The 21,503-nt window shown below is 68.2% G+C and carries 14 protein-coding genes and 16 pseudogenes; 13 read left to right on the top strand and 17 right to left on the bottom strand.

The window, feature by feature from the left end; genetic code table 11:
* Nucleotides 1–3: 3 nt before the first annotated feature.
* The 7 genes and pseudogenes from FF86_RS23510 to FF86_RS56035 all read right to left on the bottom strand — a co-directional run.
* On the bottom strand, nt 4–573 hold the full coding sequence (locus FF86_RS23510; RefSeq protein ID WP_082122049.1) for a flavin reductase family protein: 570 nt from the start codon (nt 571–573) through the stop codon (nt 4–6).
* Nucleotides 570–890 (bottom strand): annotated as a pseudogene (locus FF86_RS56055) (long-chain fatty acid--CoA ligase); the annotation flags it as partial. The pseudogene FF86_RS56055 and the gene FF86_RS23510, both read right to left, overlap by 4 nt.
* A gap of 1 nt (nt 891) precedes the next feature.
* Nucleotides 892–1,243, bottom strand: a pseudogene (locus FF86_RS56050) (AMP-binding protein); the annotation flags it as partial.
* A gap of 1 nt (nt 1,244) precedes the next feature.
* Nucleotides 1,245–2,198 (bottom strand): AMP-binding protein (locus tag FF86_RS56045; protein ID WP_242419366.1); only part of this gene is annotated, 954 nt, incomplete at its 3' end.
* Between the two features lie 45 nt (nt 2,199–2,243).
* The gene (locus FF86_RS23500) at nt 2,244–2,744 is read right to left on the bottom strand and encodes a ketosteroid isomerase-related protein (protein ID WP_044886520.1); all 501 of its coding nucleotides are present in this window, start codon (nt 2,742–2,744) and stop codon (nt 2,244–2,246) included.
* A 34-nt stretch (nt 2,745–2,778) separates the two neighbouring features.
* Nucleotides 2,779–3,053: pseudogene (locus FF86_RS56040) on the bottom strand (hypothetical protein); the annotation flags it as partial.
* 1 nt (nt 3,054) lies between these two features.
* A pseudogene (locus FF86_RS56035) lies at nt 3,055–3,282 on the bottom strand (hypothetical protein); the annotation flags it as partial.
* A 444-nt stretch (nt 3,283–3,726) separates the two neighbouring features.
* Between FF86_RS56035 and FF86_RS56030 the strand changes: the two are divergent.
* Nucleotides 3,727–4,084 (top strand): annotated as a pseudogene (locus FF86_RS56030) (acyl-CoA dehydrogenase family protein); the annotation flags it as partial.
* A 23-nt stretch (nt 4,085–4,107) separates the two neighbouring features.
* Complete coding sequence (locus tag FF86_RS56025; protein ID WP_255355895.1) at nt 4,108–4,899, top strand: acyl-CoA dehydrogenase family protein; 792 nt, start codon at nt 4,108–4,110, stop codon at nt 4,897–4,899.
* Between the two features lie 90 nt (nt 4,900–4,989).
* Here the strand turns inward: FF86_RS56025 and FF86_RS23485 are convergent, their stop codons facing one another.
* The 4 genes from FF86_RS23485 to FF86_RS56010 form a co-directional block, all read right to left on the bottom strand.
* Nucleotides 4,990–6,198: a LuxR C-terminal-related transcriptional regulator gene (locus FF86_RS23485; protein WP_044886517.1), complete on the bottom strand. Its 1,209-nt coding sequence runs from the start codon at nt 6,196–6,198 to the stop codon at nt 4,990–4,992.
* Nucleotides 6,195–7,352: a LuxR C-terminal-related transcriptional regulator gene (locus tag FF86_RS56020; RefSeq protein WP_236706187.1), complete on the bottom strand. Its 1,158-nt coding sequence runs from the start codon at nt 7,350–7,352 to the stop codon at nt 6,195–6,197. Before FF86_RS56020 ends, FF86_RS23485 begins: the two co-directional genes overlap by 4 nt.
* A gap of 227 nt (nt 7,353–7,579) precedes the next feature.
* On the bottom strand, nt 7,580–8,218 hold the full coding sequence (locus FF86_RS56015; RefSeq protein WP_255355894.1) for a TetR/AcrR family transcriptional regulator: 639 nt from the start codon (nt 8,216–8,218) through the stop codon (nt 7,580–7,582).
* Nucleotides 8,219–8,327: 109 nt separating this feature from the next.
* Nucleotides 8,328–8,701: TetR/AcrR family transcriptional regulator (locus tag FF86_RS56010; protein WP_255355893.1), on the bottom strand; the 374-nt coding region annotated here is incomplete at its 3' end.
* Between the two features lie 224 nt (nt 8,702–8,925).
* Between FF86_RS56010 and FF86_RS56005 the strand changes: the two are divergent.
* The 3 pseudogenes from FF86_RS56005 to FF86_RS55995 form a co-directional block, all read left to right on the top strand.
* A pseudogene (locus FF86_RS56005) lies at nt 8,926–9,426 on the top strand (LLM class flavin-dependent oxidoreductase); the annotation flags it as partial.
* Nucleotide 9,427: 1 nt separating this feature from the next.
* Nucleotides 9,428–9,801, top strand: a pseudogene (locus FF86_RS56000) (LLM class flavin-dependent oxidoreductase); the annotation flags it as partial.
* 1 nt (nt 9,802) lies between these two features.
* A pseudogene (locus FF86_RS55995) lies at nt 9,803–9,960 on the top strand (LLM class F420-dependent oxidoreductase); the annotation flags it as partial.
* Between the two features lie 249 nt (nt 9,961–10,209).
* Here FF86_RS55995 and FF86_RS23465 read toward each other — a convergent pair.
* From FF86_RS23465 to FF86_RS23460, 3 genes and pseudogenes are all read right to left on the bottom strand, one after another.
* The coding region (locus FF86_RS23465; protein WP_255355892.1) for an enoyl-CoA hydratase/isomerase family protein at nt 10,210–10,905 on the bottom strand (696 nt) is incomplete at its 3' end.
* A 56-nt stretch (nt 10,906–10,961) separates the two neighbouring features.
* Nucleotides 10,962–11,323, bottom strand: a pseudogene (locus FF86_RS67905) (hypothetical protein); the annotation flags it as partial.
* 1 nt (nt 11,324) lies between these two features.
* Nucleotides 11,325–12,173, bottom strand: an 849-nt coding sequence (locus FF86_RS23460; RefSeq protein WP_242419364.1) for a porin PorA family protein, incomplete at its 3' end; no start/stop codon positions are given.
* Nucleotides 12,174–12,730: 557 nt separating this feature from the next.
* On the opposite strand from FF86_RS23460, the gene FF86_RS23455 reads away from it, so the two are divergent.
* The 7 genes and pseudogenes from FF86_RS23455 to FF86_RS55970 all read left to right on the top strand — a co-directional run.
* Nucleotides 12,731–13,876, top strand: coding sequence for a cytochrome P450 (locus tag FF86_RS23455; protein WP_082122053.1), 1,146 nt, complete (start codon nt 12,731–12,733; stop codon nt 13,874–13,876).
* A 116-nt stretch (nt 13,877–13,992) separates the two neighbouring features.
* Nucleotides 13,993–14,141, top strand: a pseudogene (locus tag FF86_RS55990) (aldehyde dehydrogenase family protein); the annotation flags it as partial.
* A gap of 1 nt (nt 14,142) precedes the next feature.
* Nucleotides 14,143–14,892: pseudogene (locus FF86_RS55985) on the top strand (aldehyde dehydrogenase family protein); the annotation flags it as partial.
* A gap of 1 nt (nt 14,893) precedes the next feature.
* Nucleotides 14,894–14,999, top strand: a pseudogene (locus FF86_RS55980) (aldehyde dehydrogenase family protein); the annotation flags it as partial.
* A gap of 1 nt (nt 15,000) precedes the next feature.
* The coding region (locus FF86_RS55975) for an aldehyde dehydrogenase (protein WP_242419362.1) at nt 15,001–15,489 on the top strand (489 nt) is incomplete at its 5' end.
* Nucleotides 15,490–15,535: 46 nt separating this feature from the next.
* Nucleotides 15,536–16,425 (top strand): annotated as a pseudogene (locus tag FF86_RS23445) (Zn-dependent alcohol dehydrogenase); the annotation flags it as partial.
* A gap of 1 nt (nt 16,426) precedes the next feature.
* A pseudogene (locus tag FF86_RS55970) lies at nt 16,427–16,648 on the top strand (alcohol dehydrogenase); the annotation flags it as partial.
* Nucleotides 16,649–16,792: 144 nt separating this feature from the next.
* Here the strand turns inward: FF86_RS55970 and FF86_RS67900 are convergent.
* From FF86_RS67900 to FF86_RS67890, 3 genes and pseudogenes are all read right to left on the bottom strand, one after another.
* Nucleotides 16,793–17,221, bottom strand: a complete 429-nt coding sequence (locus tag FF86_RS67900) for a response regulator transcription factor (protein ID WP_396230038.1) — start codon at nt 17,219–17,221, stop codon at nt 16,793–16,795.
* A gap of 836 nt (nt 17,222–18,057) precedes the next feature.
* Nucleotides 18,058–18,773 (bottom strand): annotated as a pseudogene (locus FF86_RS67895) (ATP-binding protein); the annotation flags it as partial.
* A gap of 1 nt (nt 18,774) precedes the next feature.
* Nucleotides 18,775–19,026, bottom strand: a pseudogene (locus FF86_RS67890) (NB-ARC domain-containing protein); the annotation flags it as partial.
* Between the two features lie 767 nt (nt 19,027–19,793).
* On the opposite strand from FF86_RS67890, the gene FF86_RS23435 reads away from it, so the two are divergent.
* On the top strand, nt 19,794–21,503 hold the full coding sequence (locus FF86_RS23435; protein WP_044886510.1) for an AMP-binding protein: 1,710 nt from the start codon (nt 19,794–19,796) through the stop codon (nt 21,501–21,503).

Here is a 21,503-nt window from a genome sequence, read left to right as displayed (position 1 = left end):
ATGTCAGTCCTGATGCCGGAGGTGGCGGTACTCGCTGCGGTAGTACAGCAGCGGAGCGCCGCCCTCGCCGGCTCGCAGGGATTCCACGTGGCAGGTAACGATGTGATGGTCGCCGCCGTCGTAGACCTCGGCGATGCGCACGCCGATGTGCGCGGCGGCGCGCTCCAGCGCGGGTGCGCCGTTCGACAGCGGCGTCCACGCGACGCCGGCGAACTTGTCCGCGCCGCTGCGCGCGAAGCCATTGCTGATCTCGTGCTGGTCGGCGCTGAGGATGTTGACGCACAACCGCCCGCAGCCCGCCAGCACCGGCCAGGACGTGGACGTCCGAGCGGGACAGAACAGGATCATCGGCGGATCGAGGGACAGGGCGGTGAACGACTGGCAGGTCAGGCCCACCGGTCGGTCCCCGGCCAGCGCCGTCACGATGACGACACCGGTGGCGAAATGCGACAGGACCTCGCGGAAGGTGGCCGCGTCGACGAGCGTCGCCGGCGGCTCGGGCCGCGGCCCCGGTCCGGCCCGGTCGGTCCGGTCGGCCCGGTCGGCCCGGTCGGCGGCGCGCTGCGCAGTCATCCGATCTCCCGGCTGCGTCCGGCCCAGTACGGCGCGCGAATCGCCTTCTTGTCGACCTTGCCCGCGGGGTTCACCGGGAGGCTGTCGCAGAACACGATCGACTTCGGCGCCGGCACGCTTCCCAGCTCGCGTTTGACGTACGCGATCAGATCGCCTTCCCGCACCGTCTCGGACGGCTTGGCGACCACGACCGCGAGCACGGCCTCGCCCCATTTCTCATGCGGTACGCCGACCACCGCGGCCTGGGCCACCGCCGGGTGGGTCAACAGCACGTCCTCGACCTGACGTGGGAAGACGTTGAATCCGCCGCTGACCACNATGTCCTTCTTGCGATCGACGATGTAGAGGAAACCGTCGGAGTCCAGGAAACCGATGTCGCCGGTGTGCACCCAGCCGTCCCGTAACGCCTCGGCGTTGCGGGTGGGGTCGACGTAGGTCAGCATCTGCCCGAGCTGCCGCGAGCAGATCTCTCCCGGTTCGCCGACCAGGAGCGGCCGGTCCCTCTCGTCCTGGATGGTGACCTTCACGTACGGGATCGGTCGCCCGGCCGACGCCAGCCGTCGGACACCCTGCTCGGTGTCCACCCGGTGGTCCTCCTTGCGCAGACACGACACGTAGCCCGGCTCGGTCCCGGCGTAGGTCTGGACGAAGATCGGACCAAAGGCGTCGANTGCCTCACGGAGGCGTTCCGGGGCGATCGGGGAGCCCGCATAGACCATCGTGTTCAGCGAGGAGAGGTCGAACGACGTCCGGCCGGGATGGTCGAGCAGGAGGTAGACGATCGTGGGGACCACGGCCGTGGCGGTCACCCGCTCCTTCTCGATCGTCCTGAGGAGAACGTCGACGTCGAGGCCCGGCAGCATCACGTTCACCCCGCCACGCAGGAACGTCGGCATCACGAAGATCTGCGTGAAGTGGGTGAGGGGAGCCCCGTGCGCGAAGATCTCACCCGGCCGGATGTCGGCGATCTCGAGTCCCGCCGTGATGCTGTAGTGCGCCCAGGTGAAGTGGGAATTGACCACCCCTTTCGGCTCGCCCGTGCTCCCGGAGGTGAACAGCACGTACGCGTCGTCGTCCTCGGCCAGGGACACCGACGGCGGCGAATCCGGTTGCGAGTCGAAGAACGTCCGGTAGTCGAGAACGTCCAGGGCGTCGAGGACCGTCGTCGGCCCCGCGGCGGCACTGACAGCGGCGGCACTGACAGCGGCGGCGGCAGCGGCCCCGTGGCCGCCGGCCAGACGGATGACCCGCTTGACGGCGGGCAGACCGTTGAGCAGCTCGGCGACGACCGCGTCGAACTGGGCGTGATAGATGAGGGTGGTGGCGCCGGCCTGCCCCAGGATGGTGCGATGGCCACCGACCGCGGACCGCGTCGGCATCTGCACCAGCACCGCCCCGGCCTTCCAGATGCCGTGCTGGGTCGGTATGAACTCCAGGTTGTTGGGCAGCAGCAGGCCTACCCGGTCGCCCTTCTCCACCCCCAGCGCCCCGAGTCCGTTCGCCACTCGGTTGGCCCAGCTCTGCATCTGCCGGTAGGTGAGCCGACGATCATCGTCGATGATCGCCGTCGAGTCCGCGTAGTACAGACACACCCGATCGAACACCTCTGGCAGGGTGCCCCACATGACTGCTTGACCTCCAGATCGAACTGCCGTCCACCGACCGGTGCTTCACCCCAGAAGCGAGGCGGGGTCGAAGTCGGCGTCCCAGTAGTGCGGGGTGAGCACCGGCAGGCCGAGCTCCTGGAGTACCGGGGTGTCGTTCCAGTTGGTCAGCTCACGGTCGATCCGGCCGTCGGCATCGAACTGGTGCCAGGTCTGGCCGCGGGTGGACAGCGTCCGGCCGCCGGTCGGCACTCCCCGAAAGCCCGCGAGGTGTTCACCGGTCCAACGCCAGAGGATCGTGACGGCGGGCGCCCCGTTGCCCCCGGTGGTCTCGATGGCCTCAAGGACCTCGAAGCGATGGATCCCGACGCCGTTGCCGGCGTCGCCGTTCGCATACGGGGCGAGGCGTTCCCGCAGCTCGGCCTTGTCGGTGGCCGTGTCATAGACGTGGTCGACCGATCGGCGGTCGTCGTACAGCACCTCGTCCGCGTACAGGGCCACGGCGGCATCGGTGTCCGTGGTGAGTACCTGCGCCCAGCGCTGCGCGTGGTCGGTGGCCTTGCTCATCGACGTGTTCCCTTCGCTTCGGGTCTCGGGGGCCTCAGACCGCGGCGGACGCGGGGACCGGGGCGGACGCGGGGACCGGGGCGGACGCGGGGACCGGGGCGGCGACGCCACCGTGGATCGACACCGGCAGGCCCAGCGTGTGCAGCGGTGAGACGGCGTCCCAGTAGGTCGACTCACGCTTGATGCGGCCGTCGGCGTCGTAGATGTGGAAGGTCTGACCGGACGTGCTGAACGTCTTCCCGCCCGTGGGGACGCCGAGGAAGGCGGCCGAGCCCGCGGGCTCCCAGGTCCAGCGGATGATCCCGCTGCNGGCATCACCGATGTACTCGTCGATCCGGAACAGGTTGATCCCGATGCCGTTGTTCAGATCCTTGTTCGCGTACGGCGCGAAGACTCGGTGCAGATCCTCCTTGTCGGTGATCGACTGGTCCAGGATCAGATCCTCGAAGAGGAAGTCGTCGGCGTACAGGGCGCAGACCTTCTCCGCGCTTTCACGAAACGCCTTCAGCCATAACACGGCGAACCGGTAGGACGACATCTGCCACGCTCCTTTGNGCCGATGGGAAAAGACCGCCGATGGCCGGCGGACGGCCGGCGGGGATGGCCCAACGGTAGGGCCGGACGAGACCGGACGCGTCATCCCCCGGGGTTAAACACCTTGCCCCTTCGGGTGAGCCCCGAACGGCCGGGGCGCGCTCCGGCGATCGCCGGAGCGGGACAAGGACCGCGCGGAACTGGGCAAGGGCCCCGCAGAACGGGACAGGGACAGTGTGGGGCCGGCGTCCGGCGGGCCGCCGAACCCCGGCGACGTGTCACCCCATCGAAGGGCAGAAGCTCTCCCGAGGGGAGATTTCAACACGCGCATATCCGGTCTACGTTCGCCAGTACGCGGTGTTCGCCAGTACGCGGTCATCAACAACGAGGAGTGAGCTGCGGCATGGGAAAACACGATGTGGAGATAACGCCNGCCGAACGGGCCGAGGTGCTCGAGGCGGCCCGTGCGCTGGCGAAGGAGTTCGCGGTGGCCGGTCCGTCCGCCGACGCGGAGAACCGCTTTCCCACCGAACTCGTGCCGCTCTACAAGGACAGCGGCCTGCCCGGGATCGCGGTGCCCAAGAAGTACGGCGGCCTCGGCGCCGACATCGCCACCACCGCGCTCGTCTCCAGGGAGCTCGCGAAGGGCGACCCGGCGATCGCGCTGGCGTTCAACATGCACCAGACGATGATCGGTATCTTCCGCGGTCTGCTCGACGAGGCCACCAGGGAGCGCGTCTTCACCGAGGTCGTTCGGGAACGAAAGATCATCTGCGGACCGTTCAGTGAGGACCGGGCCGGTCTGANCGGCCTCGCCGACACGAAGGCGATTCCCGACGGGAACGGCGGCTGGCGGATCCACGGCAAGAAGACATGGGCCACCCTCTGCCTGGGAGCCGACATCGTCGCCTTCAATGCGACGATCACGGACGAGAACGGGCAGCTACCCGAGGACTTCACCGAGCACGCGGCCCGGGAGGCCGTCTTCGTGCTGCCGATGGACAGCCCCGGGATCAGCATCGTCGAGACCTGGGACACCATGGGGATGCGGGCGACCGGCACCCACACGGTCGTCTTCGACGACGTGCCGGCACCCGCCGACTCCTACGGCGGGAACTTCCGCAACGGCCTGTTCGGCGAGTTCGAGTGGGCGTCGATGAGCTTCGCGGCCGTGTACCTGGGCCTGGCGGAGAAGGCCTACACCGAGACGCGGGAGATCCTGAAGAAGAAGAGCCTCGGCGCGACGATGGAGGGCAAGGACGTCGCACTGAAGGGGATCGGCTTCGTCCAGTACGGACTCGGCCGGATGCTGGTGGACGTGGAGACCGCGGCGCGGGCGTTGGAAACCACCGGCCGGATCCTCATCGAGGGCCGCGACGCCGAATGGGATCCGATCGCGCGCACGGGGTTCATCGACGTCACCAAGGTCACCGCGACGGAGACCGCGATCAGGGTGACGGACGCCGCCCTCCGGCTGGTTGGCGGGTCCTCCTTCCGGCGGGGACACGTGCTCGAACGCCTCTACCGTGACGCCCGCGGCGGCCCCTTCCATCCGCTCACCACCGACCAGGCCTACGACCTGCTCGGACGTGCCGAACTGGGGCTGCTCGGCGCACCGTGAGCAACGCCGGGTGCGGCCGGGGCGGCGAGCAGCGCCCGGCCGCCCCGGGACGGCCACGCTGACCGGCGACCTCCAGAGATATCGGCGACCTCAGACACCGTCGCCGTGCACGGCGATTCCCAGCGACCGCGCGATCGCCTGCGACCGGTTCGCCGCACCGAGCTTGCGCAGTATGTGTTTCACATGTGATTTCACGGTGTCCTCGGAGATGACCAGCGTCTCGGCGATGGCACCGTTCGTCGCTCCCGCCACCATCAGCTCGAGGACCTCCGACTCGCGCGCGGTGAGCTCCCCACCAGGATGCCCGGTGGCGAACGGATGGGGCGCAACGGGAGTCCGCGGCATGGCTCCGACGGCCGCGTGCGGCGAGAAGTCGATGCTCGCGTCGCAGAAGTCACTCACCGATTCGACCGCCGACGACAGGATCTCCCGAGCCTGGTCGCGCTGGGTTCGAAGGCGCTCGGCCAGAACGATCCGCTCGTACAGGTGGCTGAAACCCTCCGCGAAGGCCCAGAGGACGTCCCGGTCGAAGTCGTCCACGCGCCGCGAAGCCGGATGGTGGTCCGCGTGGAGGAATCCCACCACCGAGGTGCCGTGCATCAACGGGGCGACGACGTAGGAGTCCGAGCGACCCGAGTCCACGATGATCGACCGGTGTACGACGGCGTTCGCCGTGTCGTAGACGGCGACGGGCCGGCACTCGGTGAGCAGCCTCGTCTCGGGGGTGCGCCCCTCGAGCCGAATCGGCTGGTCGACCCAGCCCGTGAACCACGACTCGAACTCGTCGCCGTTGCTGAAGTACGCCATCCACGGCCGCCAGACGCCGTCGTCGACCCGGGACAGCACCGCCCGGCCGAATCCGCAGCGCCGGACCAGTTCCTCGCACGCGTGGTCCAGCAGATCCGTCGAGTGCGGCAGCACCCGCATGCGCGCAAGTCCCTCGGAGCAGGCGGCCAGTCGACGCGTGCGCCGGTCTCGTTCGTGCCGGCCGAGGTCGAAGGCGAGTTCGTGCAGGTCCAGCAGGAGCAGGCAGGTCCGCAGGCCGGTCTCGTCGGCGTGCCCGGCCATCGCGCGCAGCCGGTCGACGCAGAGCTGGGCAAGGTCCGAGACAACCTCGGTCCACGACGCCGAGGAGGTGAGGACGGTGCCGCGCGACGGTTCGATACCGAGAGCGTCACGGACCTCGCCGTGCAGGAAGGCCACCCGATCGCCGAGTTCGCGTTCGCGCCGCCGCCAGCCCCGGTCGCCGGCGGGTATCGGAAACATGCTGTGCCGGCGCTCGCCGGCCGGCACCGTCATAATGCTCGGTCCGCGGTGCGGGCGAGGTACAGATAGCGGGCGATCGCCTCGGCTCGGTTCGAGGCGCGCAGTTTGCGCAGGATGTGCTTCACGTGGGACTTCACCGTCGTCTCGGACACTGTGAGGGCGTTGGCGATCTGGGCGTTGGTCGCGCCCGCGGCCAGGAGGCGGAGCACCTCACGCTCCCGCGGAGTGAGACCGTCGGGGAGCGGGGGTGCCGCGGCGATCATGGCTGACGGCGAGGGCGAGGACCGCCCGGCCACCACCGCGCGGCGCTGCGTGATCGTGCGTGCCAGTTGGACCGGCGCGGTACCGAGCACCTCGCTCGTGGCGCGGACGGCCCTGAGCGCGTCCGCGATCCGATCGTGCTGCAGCCTCGAGCGTTCCAGCAGGACCGTTCGTTCGAGGATGAGTCCGAGACCGTCCGCGAACGTCTGGAGGTGATCCCGGTCGGCGTCGGTCAGGCGGCGACCCGAGGCGTAGGTGTCGGCATGCAGGAAACCGAGGACGCAGCCGCCCGCGACGATCGGCGCGGCGACGTACTCCCGCGTCCCGGAGATCTCGATCAGTGGCCGGAAGACGCGACCGTCCGACTGAGCCTGCCGGATCAACGCGGGCGCCCGCCGGCGGACCAGCTCGGTCTCGGGCATCGACGACGCCAGCGGTATTTCCGCGTCCGTGAGGAAACGGCGCAGGGCCTCGTTGGCGGGGCCGTCGACTTTCGTCTCGACGTGCAGCGCGACCGGCAGCCAGGTCGAACCACGCAGGCTGGAGATCATCGCCCGGTCGAAGCCGCCGGCCGCGCACAGCGCGGCGGGGGCGGCCCGGGTGATCCGCCCGGAGCTCGTCTCCCGGCGCAGCAGAGCGAGCTGGTCACGGATCCGGGTCAGCGCCTGGAACGGCCCTTCCACCGCCCACGCGCACAACTCCGACCGCACCGCGCCGAGCTCGGCGAACAGATCGCCGATCCGGTCGAAGCGGCCCGCGCCGAGGGCGGCACGCAGCTCGGCGTCGGCGGACTCGGCCGCGAGCCGATCGAGCCGGGCCACCAGAGCCGCCGCCGGACCATCGGCGCAGGCGGGCACCGATGCCCCCGCCACCGCGCGCAGCGCCGAGACCAGTTCCCGTTGTCGATCCCGAACCTCCACCTGCATCGACACGATCGAAGAGCCCGGCGCTATCAAGGCTGTGCACCCTCCCGCTCCGAGAGCTGCCGCCCGCGACCACCGCAGGCGCCACGGCGTCCCACCGGGCCGCCGACGCGAAGGCCGACAGAACCGTCGGCGTGTGTCACGGGATTTACTTGTCGGACCATAAGTGACCCAGTTCACTCCGTCAAGACCGGAGCGAACTTCGTCGCCCCGGTCGGGGCGGTCCGGCGTCAGCCGTGCAGGACAGCGGCTGCGACCAGCCGCACCTTGTCCACCAGGCCCGGCTGCCCACGCAGGTGCGGGGTGCGCGCGACGTCGTTGATGACGGTGAGAACCGCGTGGACCCGAAAGAGAACCGTGGTGCGGTCCAGCTCCGGATGTGTCGCCGCCAGCAGGCAGACCCACTCGGCGACGTAGTCGTGCTCGGCCCGCCGGATGCGGTGGCGGTACGGCTGCGGCACGTTCATCACCTCGGCGAGCAGGACGTTCACGAGGTCGGTGTGCGCCATCGCGAAGTCGATGTAGGCAGCCACCACGTTGTCCAGGCCGGCCGCCGGGGTCGTGGCCGCGGACAGGGCCCGGGACAGACCCAGCTGCAACGACTCGGTGGCGCGCGCGACGATCGCGCTCAGCAGGTCGCCCTTGGTGGCGAAGTGCCGGTAGACGCCGGTGCCGGTCATTCCGACCTCCGCGCCGACCTCCTCCATCGTCACCGACTGGTAGCCACGGTCCCCGAACAACCGGGCCGCGACGGCCAGCAGCGCCTCCCGGCGCGCCCGGGGCGGCAGTCCGGTCTCCCCGCGGCCCGCGACCGGCTCCTCGTGAACCCCGCAGCCATCGATCCGCGCCTCGCACACCCGCAGGGCCATGTCGCGCAGCAGCGTGGTCGTCACCTCCGGGGAGGCGGCGACCCGGTGGTAGGAGGCGCTGGTGAGCACGGCGAGCAGGCACCACGACAACAGCTGCGCGTCGTCGCGNCTCAGCTCGCCGCGGGCCTCCCGCAGCGCGGCGGTCAGGTTTCCCAGGAACGCGAAGAACCGTTCCAGCATCGGCGTGCGGTACTCGGCGTGCAGATGCCGGGTCTCCCGCGTCCACAGCACCCCGAGCTCGCGCCGGTGCGCGGCGGTCTCGGCCAGGTCCCCGACCACGGCGGCGAAGCCGCCGGGCAGCTGACGATCGATGACGATCGTGGCCCGCTCGAAACTGTCCGACAGCGCGCTGGCCAGGAGCTCCTCCTTGCTGCGGACATGGCGGTAGAGCGCACCGGGAGTGATGCCGACCGCCTTGGCGATGTCCTCGGTGCCGACGTTGTGATAACCGAAGCGATAGAACAGGTCGCTGGCCGCCGCCAGGATCTGCGCTCGACGGTCGCGCGGCCGTGGGGTCCGCGTGATCGGCGCCCGNCCGACCCGCGCGCTCACCAGGTACTTCCGCCGGTCACGGGCCTACCGCCTCCCATCGGGGAACAGTCGGATCTGTTGACCTCGCAAGGTTACCCCTGATTTACTTCGCCCGTTCCCCGGCCCGTCCCGACAGGTCGGGAACCACATCTGCCACGATCAGAAGGAGTCGGCACGTGCTGGTCGACGGCCATATCGGCGGATCCACCGACGGCACCCGCGGCGCGGACATCGCCGATCTCACGGCGCAGGTCGCGCACGCCGATCACATCGGCTACGACGGCGTGTGGAGCACCGAGATCAACCGGGACCCGTTCCTCCCCCTGCTGCTGGCCGCGGACCGTTCACCCCGGCTGCACATCGGGACGGCCATCGCCGTGGCGTTCGCCCGCAACCCGATGACGACCGCCACCGTCGCCAACGACCTGCAGACCTTCAGCGCCGGCCGCTTCGCTCTGGGCCTCGGTTCGCAGATCCGGCCGCACATCGAACGGCGTTTCGACATGCCCTGGTCCGCACCCGCCGAACGGATGCGGGAGTTCGTGCTGGCCCTCCGCGCAATCTGGCGGAGCTGGCACGACGACGAGCCACTCGATTTCCACGGTGAGATCTACCGGAACACCCTGATGACGCCGATGTTCAATCCTGGGCCCAACCCGTTCGGGCCACCGCCAGTGNTGATCGCCGCGGTCGGGCCGAAGATGACGTCGGTCGCGGCCGAGGTCGCCGACGGCATGCTGGTGCACTCCTTCACCAGCGAGCGCTACCTGCGGGAGGTCACGCTCCCCCAGCTCGCCTCCGTGCTCGACGCGAACGGAAAGACCCGCGAACGGTTCACGCTGTCCTACCCCGGCCTGGTGGCAACCGGGACCGATGACGAGGACGTCGAGAAGGCGGTGCGGGCGGTCCGTGAGCGCATCGCCTTCTACGGCGCGACGCCCGCCTACCGCGGCGTCCTCGAACTGCACGGCTGGGGTGATCTGCACACGGAGCTCCACCTGCTGTCCCGGCGCAAGGACTGGGCCGCCATGACCGCGCTCGTCGACGACACCNTGCTCCACACCTTCGCCACGGTGGGTGAACCGGCCTCGGTCGCCCGGGAGATCCGCCGCCGTTTCACCGGGCTGATCGACCGCTTCACCCTGTATCTGCCCTACGACCTGGCCGACGAGGTGCGCTACGACCTCGTGTCCCAGCTGCGAGCGAGCTGACCCGCCAGGTTCGCCCTGCCCGGCCGGGCAGGGCAGGGCAGGGGGCCGGATCGACGCCGATCCGGCCCCCTCGCTCATGTCCCCCGGAACTCAGCCCTGCGACGCACGGTCCTGCGACGCACGGTCCTGCGACGCACGGTCCTGCGACGCACGGCCGTTCGACGCACGGCCTGCGGCCAGGCTCTCCCGCAGGGCGGCGATCGCCTGCGCCGTGTCCGGATGCCCCATCAGCAGCGCCTGACCGCGGGNCTCCGTCTCCAGGGCCGACCACAGTGACGGCGAGTCCGTGCTGGCCTGCAACGCACGCTTGGACAGCTGCACACCCAGCGGGGGGTGGACGGCGATCTGGCCCGCGAGGTCGAGCGCGGTGTCGAGCAGCGAGGCGGTGGGCACGGCCCGGTTGGCCAGGCCGATGCGCACCGCCTCCTCGGCGCCGACCGGTCGCGCCGTGTACATCAGCTCGGCGGCGAGTCCTCGCCCGACGATCCGCGGCAGCAGCCAGGAGGCACCCAGATCGCCGCCCGACATGCCGATCCGGACGAACGCGACCTGGAACAGCGCGTCGACGGCCGCGATGCGGATGTCGGCGACCAGGGCGAGGCTGACGCCGCCGCCGATGGCCGGGCCGCCGACGGCGGCGATCAGCGGCTGGGGCAGCGTGTGCAGGGCGTGCAGCGTCCGGTTGGCCATGTCCTGCAGCGCCAGCCCGCCCGTCGGGCCGAGAGTCGCGAACTCGGCCGCGCCGTCGAGGTCATACCCGGAACAGAAGCCGCGACCGGCTCCGGTGAGGACGACGGCCCGCACCGACGCGTCGGTGGCCAGCTCCTCGGCGACTTCCCGGAGCTCACGAAGCATCGGCCGATTCAACGCGTTGAGCCGTTCGGGGCGTTCCAAGGTCACCAGGGCGACCCCGGTCCGCGGCCGTCGAACGTTAAGCGTCTCCATCTGCGTCGTTCCCATGAGTTCCTTTCGCCGGGACGTCGGGGGGCCCGCTGTGCGGATCAGTCGAGAGATCGTGCGGACTGCGGCGTGGGGCGCCGGGCGTCACCGGAACCGTCGTCGCCGATGTTGGCCACCGGCTCACCGCCGCCCACCGGCTCACCGCCGCCCGCCGACCCGGTGCCGTCCGCCGGTCGCACGCCGTCCGCCGACCCCGCGCCGCCGCGCGCCGGGCCGCCCGGCCCCTGCCTGCGCAGCAGGACACCCAGGAGTGCACGCAGCACACGTCGCTCACGCAGCATGGCCAGCACGATCAGCGCCACGCCGAGCACCAGCAGGACGAGCGGCGCCACGAGGCCGACGAGGATCAGCAGGAGTCCCGCGGACTTCGCCTTGTCGGCGAGATCGGCGATGCTGGCGGGGGNGATGTGGAAGTCGAGGGCGACGACGGGCAGCAGGCTCACGGTCCTGCCGCCGACCGTCACGTTGACGATGACCTGCTGGGAGATGGTCTCGTCGATCGCGACGCCGGTCTGGCGATCCACGTAGGCGACGATGGCGGACCTGCCGGTGTAGGTCAGCGGGATCGGGTCGGGCAGCGCGGCGACCGTCGCCGGGGTCAGGGCCGCACGGACGCCGGCGGGCAGCAGGGGCGCCAGACCGACGACGAGGCTCTTGGGCAGGGCCGGCGGCAGGGAGGCGAGCAGGTCGGGATTGCGGACCGCGCCCGAGGGCGAGATCCGGTAGACGTTGACGGACCGGCCACCGCGGGTGTCATGCCCGGCGTAGGTCATCGGGACGATGGTCCGGGTGGCCGGGTCATAGTAGGTGTACGAGCTGTCACTCTTGGGGTGAAGCGGAAAGGCCGAGGTCAACGCGCCCGTCGCGGGCTCGGTCTTGCTCCCGGCGGGTGGCGTCACACCCTTCAGCGTCGACCTGTCGACGGCGTAGCGGTAGCTGCTGGGTAGATCCTGACCGGGGGCGTGCACGGTGAGCGCGTCGCTGACCACGGCGGTGTCCCCGGCGGTGGACAGCACCTGCACCCGGCGGTCCACCGTGATGGGCAGGTGCGAGCGTAATGCGGAACTCGCCTTTCCGGCCTGTAAGGCCTTGCTGTCGAGCAGGTTCGCGGTGCCCTGGTAATGAACGGTCAGATCGGTGTCGCCAGGCAGTCGGGTGGCGATCGGAACGAGGACGAACCGCAGGATCACCGCCGCTACCACCACCAGGATCCCCACCACCGCCCAGGCAATGGACCAACGTCGAAAGGGCACAGCAGCCTCCTCAGGCCGGCCGGCGTCACAGTCACGCGCCGTGTCCTGCACCGGATCACGGAACGCCGGGACGCCTCGAAGGTCATGGCGGCAGTCGGGTTACGGCTCCGCGGCAGCACGTTCGCCTGGCACCGGGCGTCTCCCGACGCGGGGCGAGATCACCCCACCGCGTCGCCTCCCGAGGATGCCGGGCGGACAGGTTATCGACATCCCCCGAGCGAAGGCTGTCCGACCTTCGTCCGGGGGATGTCGACATGCAAACGGCCGAGGCCGCCCTGCCACTTCTGGTCGGGCACCACCGGAGTTCCTACCGCGTGACGGCGGGTCGGGTCGCCGGCCAGGGGCGGGAGGCACCGGCCCAGCCAAGACAGGTGTCGGATCAGGTGTTTTTACCTGTGACACACCTCTCGGCCAGGTGCGACGATCACTCGCCGACAGGCCACCGCGAATCCCGGCATCGAGATGAAAGTGGAGAAACTGTGCCCACGAACCCCCCAGAGAAGCCCGATGTTCTGTCCGCGGAGTTCGCGCAGGATCCGCACAAGTACTACAAGATCATGCGCGACCACTACCCGGTTTTACATGACGAGGCGAGCGGCTACTACTTCGTCGCCCGCTACAACGACGTAGCCAGGATCTACAAGGACTCGGTCGCGTTCTCCAATGAGAACTACGCGTTCCAGATGGAGCCGGTGATCGGCAAGACCCTGATTCAGATGAGCGGTCGGGAACATGCCGTCAACCGCCACCTGGTCACTCCCGCCCTGCGCGGAAACTATCTGCAGGAACTGCTGCCCCAGGTGGACGAGCTGGCCAGGGAGATGATCGACGAGTTCCGTCACTCCGGCCGGACCGACCTGATCGAGAACTTCACGAAGTGGTTTCCGATCAATGTGATCGTGAAGATGCTCGACCTGCCTCACGAGGACCTTCCCAAGTTCCACGACTGGTACTCGTCGCTGATGGCCTTTCTCGCCAATCTCACCAACGACCCGGAAGTCCACGCGTGGGGCATGCGTACGCAACGGGATTATCCCGCCTACATTCTGCCGATCATCGCCGAGCGGCGAAAGAATCCCGGCACGGATCTGATCTCGCGCCTGACGCAGGCCGAGATCGAGGGCGAGCAGTTCTCCGACGAGCAGATCAAGGCCCTCATCGGCCTGCTGCTCATCGCCGGCGGCGAGACCACCGACAAGGCGATCGCCAGTACCCTCAAGTACCTGATTCAGCACCCTGAGCAGTTGGCGGCCGTTCGGGCCAACCCAGCCCTGGCCACCCAGGCCCTGGTGGAGACGCTCCGCTATCACCCTCCGGTCCAGATCATTCTCCGCACCGCAACCGAGGACATCGACGTCTCCGGCACGGTGATCCCGAAGGGAAGCGTGGTCGCGTGCGTCAACGGCGCCGCCAACCGCGACGAGCGCCGTTTCAACGACCCGGACAAGTTTGACATCTTCCGCGAAGACGTCAACATGAACCAAGCCTTCGTCGGTTCAGCCGACCACATAGCGTTCGCTCTTGGTCGTCACTTCTGTGTCGGCTCGCTGCTCGCGAAACGGGAGGCGGAGACCGCCATCAACCAGCTACTTCAGGCCATGCCGGACATCCGCTTCGCCGACGGCAAGGAGCCCGTCGACGCGGGCATGTTCACCCGAGGGCCCGAGCGCCTCGATGTGGAGTTCACCCCCGTCACGCAGTAGTCGGCGGTGCGCGAACCAGGCCGCCCGCCGACCATCAAGCAGNGGTATCTGTCATGACAGTTGTCCAGGAGCTTCCCGCAGTCCTTTCCGCCACTACCTCGGTTCCGCACTACCGGATGTTCATCGACGGTCGGTGGGTCGACACAGAAGAACACTATGAGATCATCAACCCGGCCACCGAGGAGATCGTCGCGACCGCCGCGAAGGGCGGGATCGAACACGCGGACGCGGCGGTGGCCGCGGCCAAGCGCACCTTTGACGAGGGNGTGTGGCGCGGGGTGTCGCCGGCGCGGAGAGCCGAGATCTTCGATGCGGTCGCCTCCGCCCTGACGGCCCGTGCCGAAGAACTCGCCGTGCTGGGTACCCGCGAGGGCGGATCCCCGTACCTGCTGTCCATGGGCTTCAACGCGGGTCAGCCGATCTCCAACCTGGGCTATTTCGCCAGGCTGCTGCGTGGATACGAGTTCGAAACCCCGGGACCACTCGTCGGCCCGATTCTCATGGGTGGACTGATCCGCCGTGAACCTCTTGGCGTCTGCGTCGCGATCGTGCCCTGGAACTTTCCCCTCTCGCTGGCCGTCTGGAAGGTCGTACCAGCACTCGCCGCCGGCAACTCGGTGGTCCTGAAGACCGACGAGAAGACGCCGATCGGAGCCCTGGAGTTTGCGCGCGAACTGCGGGCAGCCGGTCTTCCCGACGGGGTCTTCAACGTCGTCACCGGGAACGGCGAGGAAGTCGGCGCGCATCTGGCGAAACACCCGGACGTCCGGAAGATCGCGTTCACCGGCTCCACCGAGGTCGGCAAGCTCGTCTCCCAGGCCGCGAGCACCAGCAACCTGAAGCGGGTCACCCTCGAACTCGGCGGCAAGGGCCCGAACATCGTGCTGGAAGACGCCGATATGCGACTGGCGGTCGACGGCTCGATCTGGGCGTTCCTCATGCATGCCGGCCAGGCGTGCGAGGCAGGAACCCGCCTGCTGCTGCCTGCCGCGGTTCACGACCAGTTCGTGGACCGGNTGATCGATCGCCTCAGGACCATCAGGATAGGCGATCCGCTGGACCCCGCCACCAACATCGGGCCTCTGATCAGCGCTCGGCAGCGCGACCGGGTGCTGGGTTACATNGAGTCCGCGAAGCAGGAGGGCGCGACCATCGCCCATGGCGGAGGAGTGCCGGCTGGCTTCGACCGGGGCTACTGGGTGGAACCGACAGTCCTGACAGGTGTCACCAACGAGATGAAGGTCGCGCGCGAAGAGATCTTCGGGCCGGTGCTGTGCGTCCTGAAGTACGACAGTGTGGACGAAGCGATCTCCCTGGCGAACGACACCGAGTACGGCCTGTCCGCCGGCGTCTGGAGTGCCGACCCGAACAAGGCGCTGGAGGTCGCGCGCCGGCTGGAGGCCGGCTCGGTGTGGATCAACGACTGGCACATGGTCCACGAGGAGTACCCGTTCGGCGGCTACAAGCAGAGCGGTCTCGGGCGGGAGCTCGGCGCTCACGCCCTCGATGAGTACACCGAGGTGAAGTCCGTCCAGATCAGCCTCGAGCCCAACATTTCCAACCATGCCTTCGGACTCGTGCTTTCGACACCGGCGCCCAGCTGGGAGGACTGATGCCGCGAGCAGCCGAGACCACATTCAGCGAATCGAGGGAGAGCAGATGAAGACGATAGCCGCGGTTCTCTACGAGGCCGGAAAGCCCTTCGAGATCGAAGAGCTTGAGGTCGTCAAGCCCGACGCGAACGAGGTTCTGGTACGATACGACTACTCGGGCCTGTGCCACTCCGACCTGCACATGGTGAAGGGCCACCTACCGTTCAGGCCGCCGATGGTCTTTGGGCACGAGGCGGCCGGCGAGATCCTCGAGGTCGGGTCGAAAGTCTCCCGATTAGCGCCGGGGGACCATTTCGTGGCCTCGTTCTTCCCCGTCTGTGGTCGTTGCCGCTGGTGCGTTACCGGCAACTCCCGGCTGTGCGACATGGGTGCGAACGGGCTCGACGGTTTTCTGCCCGGGGGCCGGTTCCCGTTCCAGGGAAAGAACGGTGACTACGGTTCGATGATGACCCTGGGCACGTTCAGCCAGTACGCCACCGTGCACGAGAACTCCGTCGTCAGGATCGACGACGATCTGCCGTTGGACAAGGCTGCCCTGGTCGGCTGTGGCGTCCCGACGGGATGGGGGTCCGCCGTGAACTCCGCCGGCGTTCGCCCCGGGGACACCGTCGTCATCTACGGCATCGGCGGCATCGGCGTGAATGCGGTCCAGGGCGCTGCCTACGCCGGAGCTCAGCACCTGATCGCCGTCGACCCGGAACCAGCCAAACTGGAGGCCGCGAAGAAGTTCGGTGCCACCCACACCGCCGGTTCCGCAGCGGAAGCCCAGGACCTGGTCATCGAGCTCACCAGAGGGGTCGGGGCCGACAGCACCATCATCACGGTTGATGAGCTGACGGCCCAGGTGGTCTCCGACGCGGCCGCGGCCACGTCCAAGGGCGGCACGATCGTGGTGACGTCGATGGGTCAGTACGAGACCGACACGATCAGCCTGTCNGGAGTGCAGCTGGCCCTGTGGGGCAAGCGGATCCAGGGCTCCCTGTACGGCGGCTGCAATCCGATGTACGACATTCCCAAGATCCTGTCCCTGTACCGCACCGGTCATGTGAAGCTGGACGAACTGATCACCAACGTGTACACCCTCGACCAGGTGAACCAGGGCTATGACGATCTCATGGCACACAAGAACATCCGTGGTGTGATCGCTCACGAGCACTGAGAACCAGGAGGTAGCGACGCCCGCGTCGACGCCCGGACGGCCCAGCACCCGGGCCGTCCGGGAAGGGCGCGACCTCGGCGCGACGAGGGATGAGTGAGAAAGCAAGCCGAGCGCGGTGGACCGAGNGGCCGCGTCGTCGACCAGTTATCGGGTTCTTTGGAGGTCGAACTGGCGACGGGTCATCCACGCCGCCACCTGTGCGCGTGAACGGAAGTTCAGCTTCGCCAGGATCCGGTTGACATGGCCCTCGACCGTGCGCCGGGAGATGGTAAGGGATTCCGCGATATCGCTGTTGCGTAGCCCCGCGGCGATCAGCCGGCTGATCTGGAGTTCCCGGGCGGTGAGAACCTCCTCCCGGTCCGCCGTCGGCGCGGGCCGCGTGGGCTCGGGCTCCGTGGGCTCGGGCTCACCGGAGGGTTCCTCCAGCGCGAAGTGGAGCGCGGCGGGGAGTTCCAGGTGGTGCCCGGCAGCGTACTCGGCGTCGAAGATCTCGTCGCCGAGCTCGAGTCGGGCCCGTGCCTCGCAGACGTCGCGTTTCTCCACCAGCGCCGAAGCGCCGAACAACGGGGTCATCCCGCCCATCGAGCCGTGCAGCATGCGTCCGATGCCGAGTAATCGAGCGGCCCGAGCGGACCAACCGGTATCGACGGCGTTCCAGGCCAGGATCTCCACGCACATGGTGACGCCGAGCCAGTCGCCGAGCGATCGCTTCAGGTCGATCGAGTCCCGTAACAGACTCGTGGAACTCGCCAGGTCGCCGCGGAGATGCTCGGTCAGGCCACGTGCCCACAGCACCCATGAGGTGGCCCACCGCTCGGCGTGCAGCGCCCCCTGAGCCAGCGCCAGATCACAGGCCTGCAGTGCCTTGTCAACCTCGCCGGTGAGGCAGTGCACGAACGCAAGCTGCGCTCCGCACAGGATACTGAGCGCGCTGGGCTGCCCCGACCTCTCGTGACCCTTCCTGGCGGCTTCGAGCAGATCGAGCGCGTGCGCGAAGTCGCCGTCGATCTGCTCGACGGTTCCGCGAAACTGGATGGCGCAGATGCTGGCGGTCTCATCTTCGATCTCGTCGGCAACCGATCGACACTCGTCGAGGTTCTCCCTGGCCGCAGCGTTGTTGCCCCGCAGCATCTCAAACCACCCCAGCACCCACAGCGCCTTCGCCCGGTCAGCGGACGGATCGGGATTCTCCACGAGGGCTCGACGCAGCCAGTGACACCCGTCCTGTAAATGCCCACAGGCATTCCAGTAGAACCACAGGGCCGCGGTCATCCGCAGACCGAGGAGCCGTTCGGCGGGATGAGTGAACGAGTACTCGAGGGCCGCGCGGATGTTGCCCAGCGAGCCTTCCAGCCTCTGCACCGTCTCCAACTGACGGTCCCAGAGAGAGCTCCGCTCGCTTTGTTCCNCGAGTTGAAGGTAGTAGTCGCGATGCCGGCGACGCCACACCTCCACCGATCCGCACAGCTCCAGGCCGAACATGCGGATGCTCTCCAACAGCCGGTACCGTCGCCCGCCGGCCCGGCCCTCGGTCCGGGTCACCACCGACTTCTCGACCAGGTCGCCCAGCAAGCTGACCACGTCGCTGGCGGTGATGCCGTCGCCCGCACAGACCTGCTCAACGGCCTGAAGATCGAAGGAGCCCGAGAAGACCGCGAGTCGTTCCCACAACGCGCGCTCGTCCGGCGAGGAGAGCTCGTAGCTCCAGTGGATCGCGGCCCACAGCGTCTGGTGCCGCGCCGGGCCGGCTCGGTTTCCGACCTTCAGCACGTCGAACAGTGCCATCTTCTGCGAAAGGATCTGATCGACCGAGAAGGACCTGATACGGACGGCAGCCAGTTCGATGGCCAACGGCATTCCATCCAGATGGCGACAGAGCCGGCCTATCGAGTGGAGTTCGTCGGCGCCGGGAGTGAAGTCGGACATGGCCGATCTTGCTCTGGCCAGGAAGAGGTCGACCGCGTCGCCCTCCGGAAGCGTCTCGGCCGAATCCCGCGGCAGCTTGAGCGGTGGCACGTTCCAGGTGAGTTCGCCAAGGATGCCCAGTGGTTCGCGACTGGTCGCCAGGACGCCCACATGCGGCGCACGACGCATGATGAGGCGGACCAGCCGCCCGCAGGCGGGCNCCAGATGCTCGCAGTTGTCCAGCAGGAGGAGCAGCCGATGGGTACTGAGATACCCGCAGAGCGCATCGAGCGGCGAGATACCCGATTCGATGCGTAGTCGCATCGTCTCCGCAATGGCCAGTGCGATGTGATCCGGATTGGTCACCTCGGCCAACTCGACGAAGGCGACTCCCCCGCTGAACTCGCCGGCGAGCCGACGAGCGGCCTCGGTTCCCAGCCGGGTCTTGCCGACTCCCCCTGGGCCCGTCAGAGNGACCAGGCGCGACGTCCGTATGGCGTCCTTGACGTGCATGACTTCGCGGCGGCGGCCGACGAAGTTCGTCAGGTCCGGAGGCAGGGTGTTGAGCTTCATCTCAGGAGATGGTTCGCGTGAGGTTCGCGCAAGAGGGCTCTCCCCGAGTGCGATCAGCTGTGCACGGAACGTACGCGACGTGAACCGGCCCGGGCCGGGTCGTGCTCGGCGAACCCATGGTCGCGGCCCCGATGGCAGACCCGGCCACCGAGATCCGCCGGACACGCCGCAGACTCAGGGATCCATGGTCGACAGTCACCTCATCGATAATCAATCGTACGCTCGATTTGTAGCGTACGTCACGTCAACCACGCCGTCAAGGCATGGTGCCCGCGACATTCGGAGCCTGTCCAGCCCCGACAGCCCGCTCGGCCCCGCGGGCCGAGCAGCCCGCGACGGCGGCGCCCGCCCCACGACAGGCGCCGGTCAGGCGGGTCGCACCACAACCCAAAGAATCAAGCGGTCGAACGATTGACAAGAACCGGTCGCTTGCTCGAATCTTGACCCAGGCCACCCGGGACCGGGGAGCCCGCGATCGCGGCGGCGGTAGCGGTGGCGGTGGCAGTGGCGGTGGAAGCACAGCCTCACCCGGGGCCGATACTCCCCCACCGACGAGGCCGGCCACACGCACCAGCCGGCTTATGCGTCATGTCCACGAACAGCACGACCCTCGCAACGACGAAGAACGCGCCGTGGGGCCGTGACGTGCGAACAAGGAGTCAGCGGGATGAATGTACGCAAGCATCAGGGGACACGGCTGGCGTCCTGGATCCGCGCGTTCGATCCGGCCGACGTGGAGCGATTCCGCGACAGCGGACAGTGGCGTGACCGCACGTTCCTGGACGACTTCCTGGACAACGTCCGGCGGTTATCGCAGAAGGCGGCCATCGTCTCGTACCGCAGCGGGGTCCCCTTACCCGAGACGGTGACCTATGGTCAGCTCGGCGCTCTTGTCGATCGGCTCGCCGGTGGACTGCTCGCCATCGGCGTCAAGCCCGCAGACGTGGTCTCGATCCAGGCTGCCAATGGTTGGGAAGGTCCGGCCATCGCCCTGGCGACCATGCGCATAGGTGCCGTACCGAACCCGATTCCGATTATCTACCGCGAGCGTGAACTGCGGTTCATGCTGGAAGATTCCGGGAGCAAAGTGTATCTCGCGCCGCAGCGGTTCCGCGGCTATGACTTCGCGGCGGCGGCGCAGCGGCTCCAGTCCGAGATCGACACCCTCCAGCAGCTCTACTTCTTCGACGCGGACGACACGATCGATCCCGAGACGAACTTCATGCGCTCGTTGGTCGACGTCAGGCGAGAGCTCGCCCCCGGCCTCGCGGAGACGCTCGAACCGCTGCGTCCCGGTGCCGATGACATCGCGATGCTGGTGTACACCTCCGGCACCACGGGTACGCCGAAGGGCGCACTGCACACCTACAACACCGCGTGGTCGGGATACCGGAACGTCATCGCCGACGCGCTGTCCCTCACCGCGGACGACGTGGCGTTCATGGCGTCGACGCTGGGCCACCTGACCGGGTTCATTCATGGCATGCTGGTTCCGCTGTCCATGGGCCAGAAGGTGGTCTACCAGGATCGGTGGGACGTCGACGGACTGCTCGACATGATGGGGACCGAGGGCATCACCTGGACGCTGTCCGCCACGGCCTTCGCGCTCGACATGATCGAGGCCCGGAAGAACCGCGCGCAGGCCCCGAGCGACACGATGCGCGCCTTCGCCTGCGGCGGCGCCTCGATTCCTCCCGGCGTGGCCGTCGCCATGCATGAGGAGTTCTCGACCAGCCTCGTTCCGCTGTGGGGTTGTTCGGAGACGGGGATCGCCAGCATCCACCAGCTCGGCGCCAGCGTCGAAACCCTCAACTCCAGCGACGGGTTCCCGGTTCCGTGGCAGACGATCCGCGTGGTCGACGCTGGCCAGAAGCCCGTTCCACCGGGCGTGATCGGGAACTTACAGGTCCGTGGCCCGGGCCTCTTCGCGGGATACTTCGGCCGCAACGACCTGACCGCCGATGCCTTCACCGCGGACGGCTGGTACGACACGGGAGATCTTGGTCGGGTGACCGACGACGGCGCCATCCGTATCGAGGGGCGTAGCAAGGACATCATTATTCGCGGCGGTCAGAACATCTCCGCCGTCGAGATCGAGAACGCCCTTTACACGCATCCGAACATCCAGGACGTCGCGGTGGTCTCCTATCCCGACGAGCGGCTTGGTGAACGGGTCTGTGCGGTCATCGTGGCCGACGGCAGGGAGCCCACGCTGGCGGAAGTGGTGACCTACCTCGACAAGGGCGGCATGGCGAAGCCGTTCTGGCCGCAGAAGGTGGCCGTTGTGAAGTCCCTGCCGCGTACCCCCTCCGGAAAGGTGCAGAAGTTCGTGCTGCGCGAGTCTCTTGCCAAGTCCGGCACCGTCGGATCCGAGTAG

The organism is Frankia sp. CpI1-P (assembly GCF_001421075.1).
Lineage (GTDB): Bacteria > Actinomycetota > Actinomycetes > Frankiales > Frankiaceae > Frankia > Frankia torreyi.
Note: the sequence above shows the minus strand (reverse complement) of the source record. Positions and strands in the feature narration are given on the sequence as shown.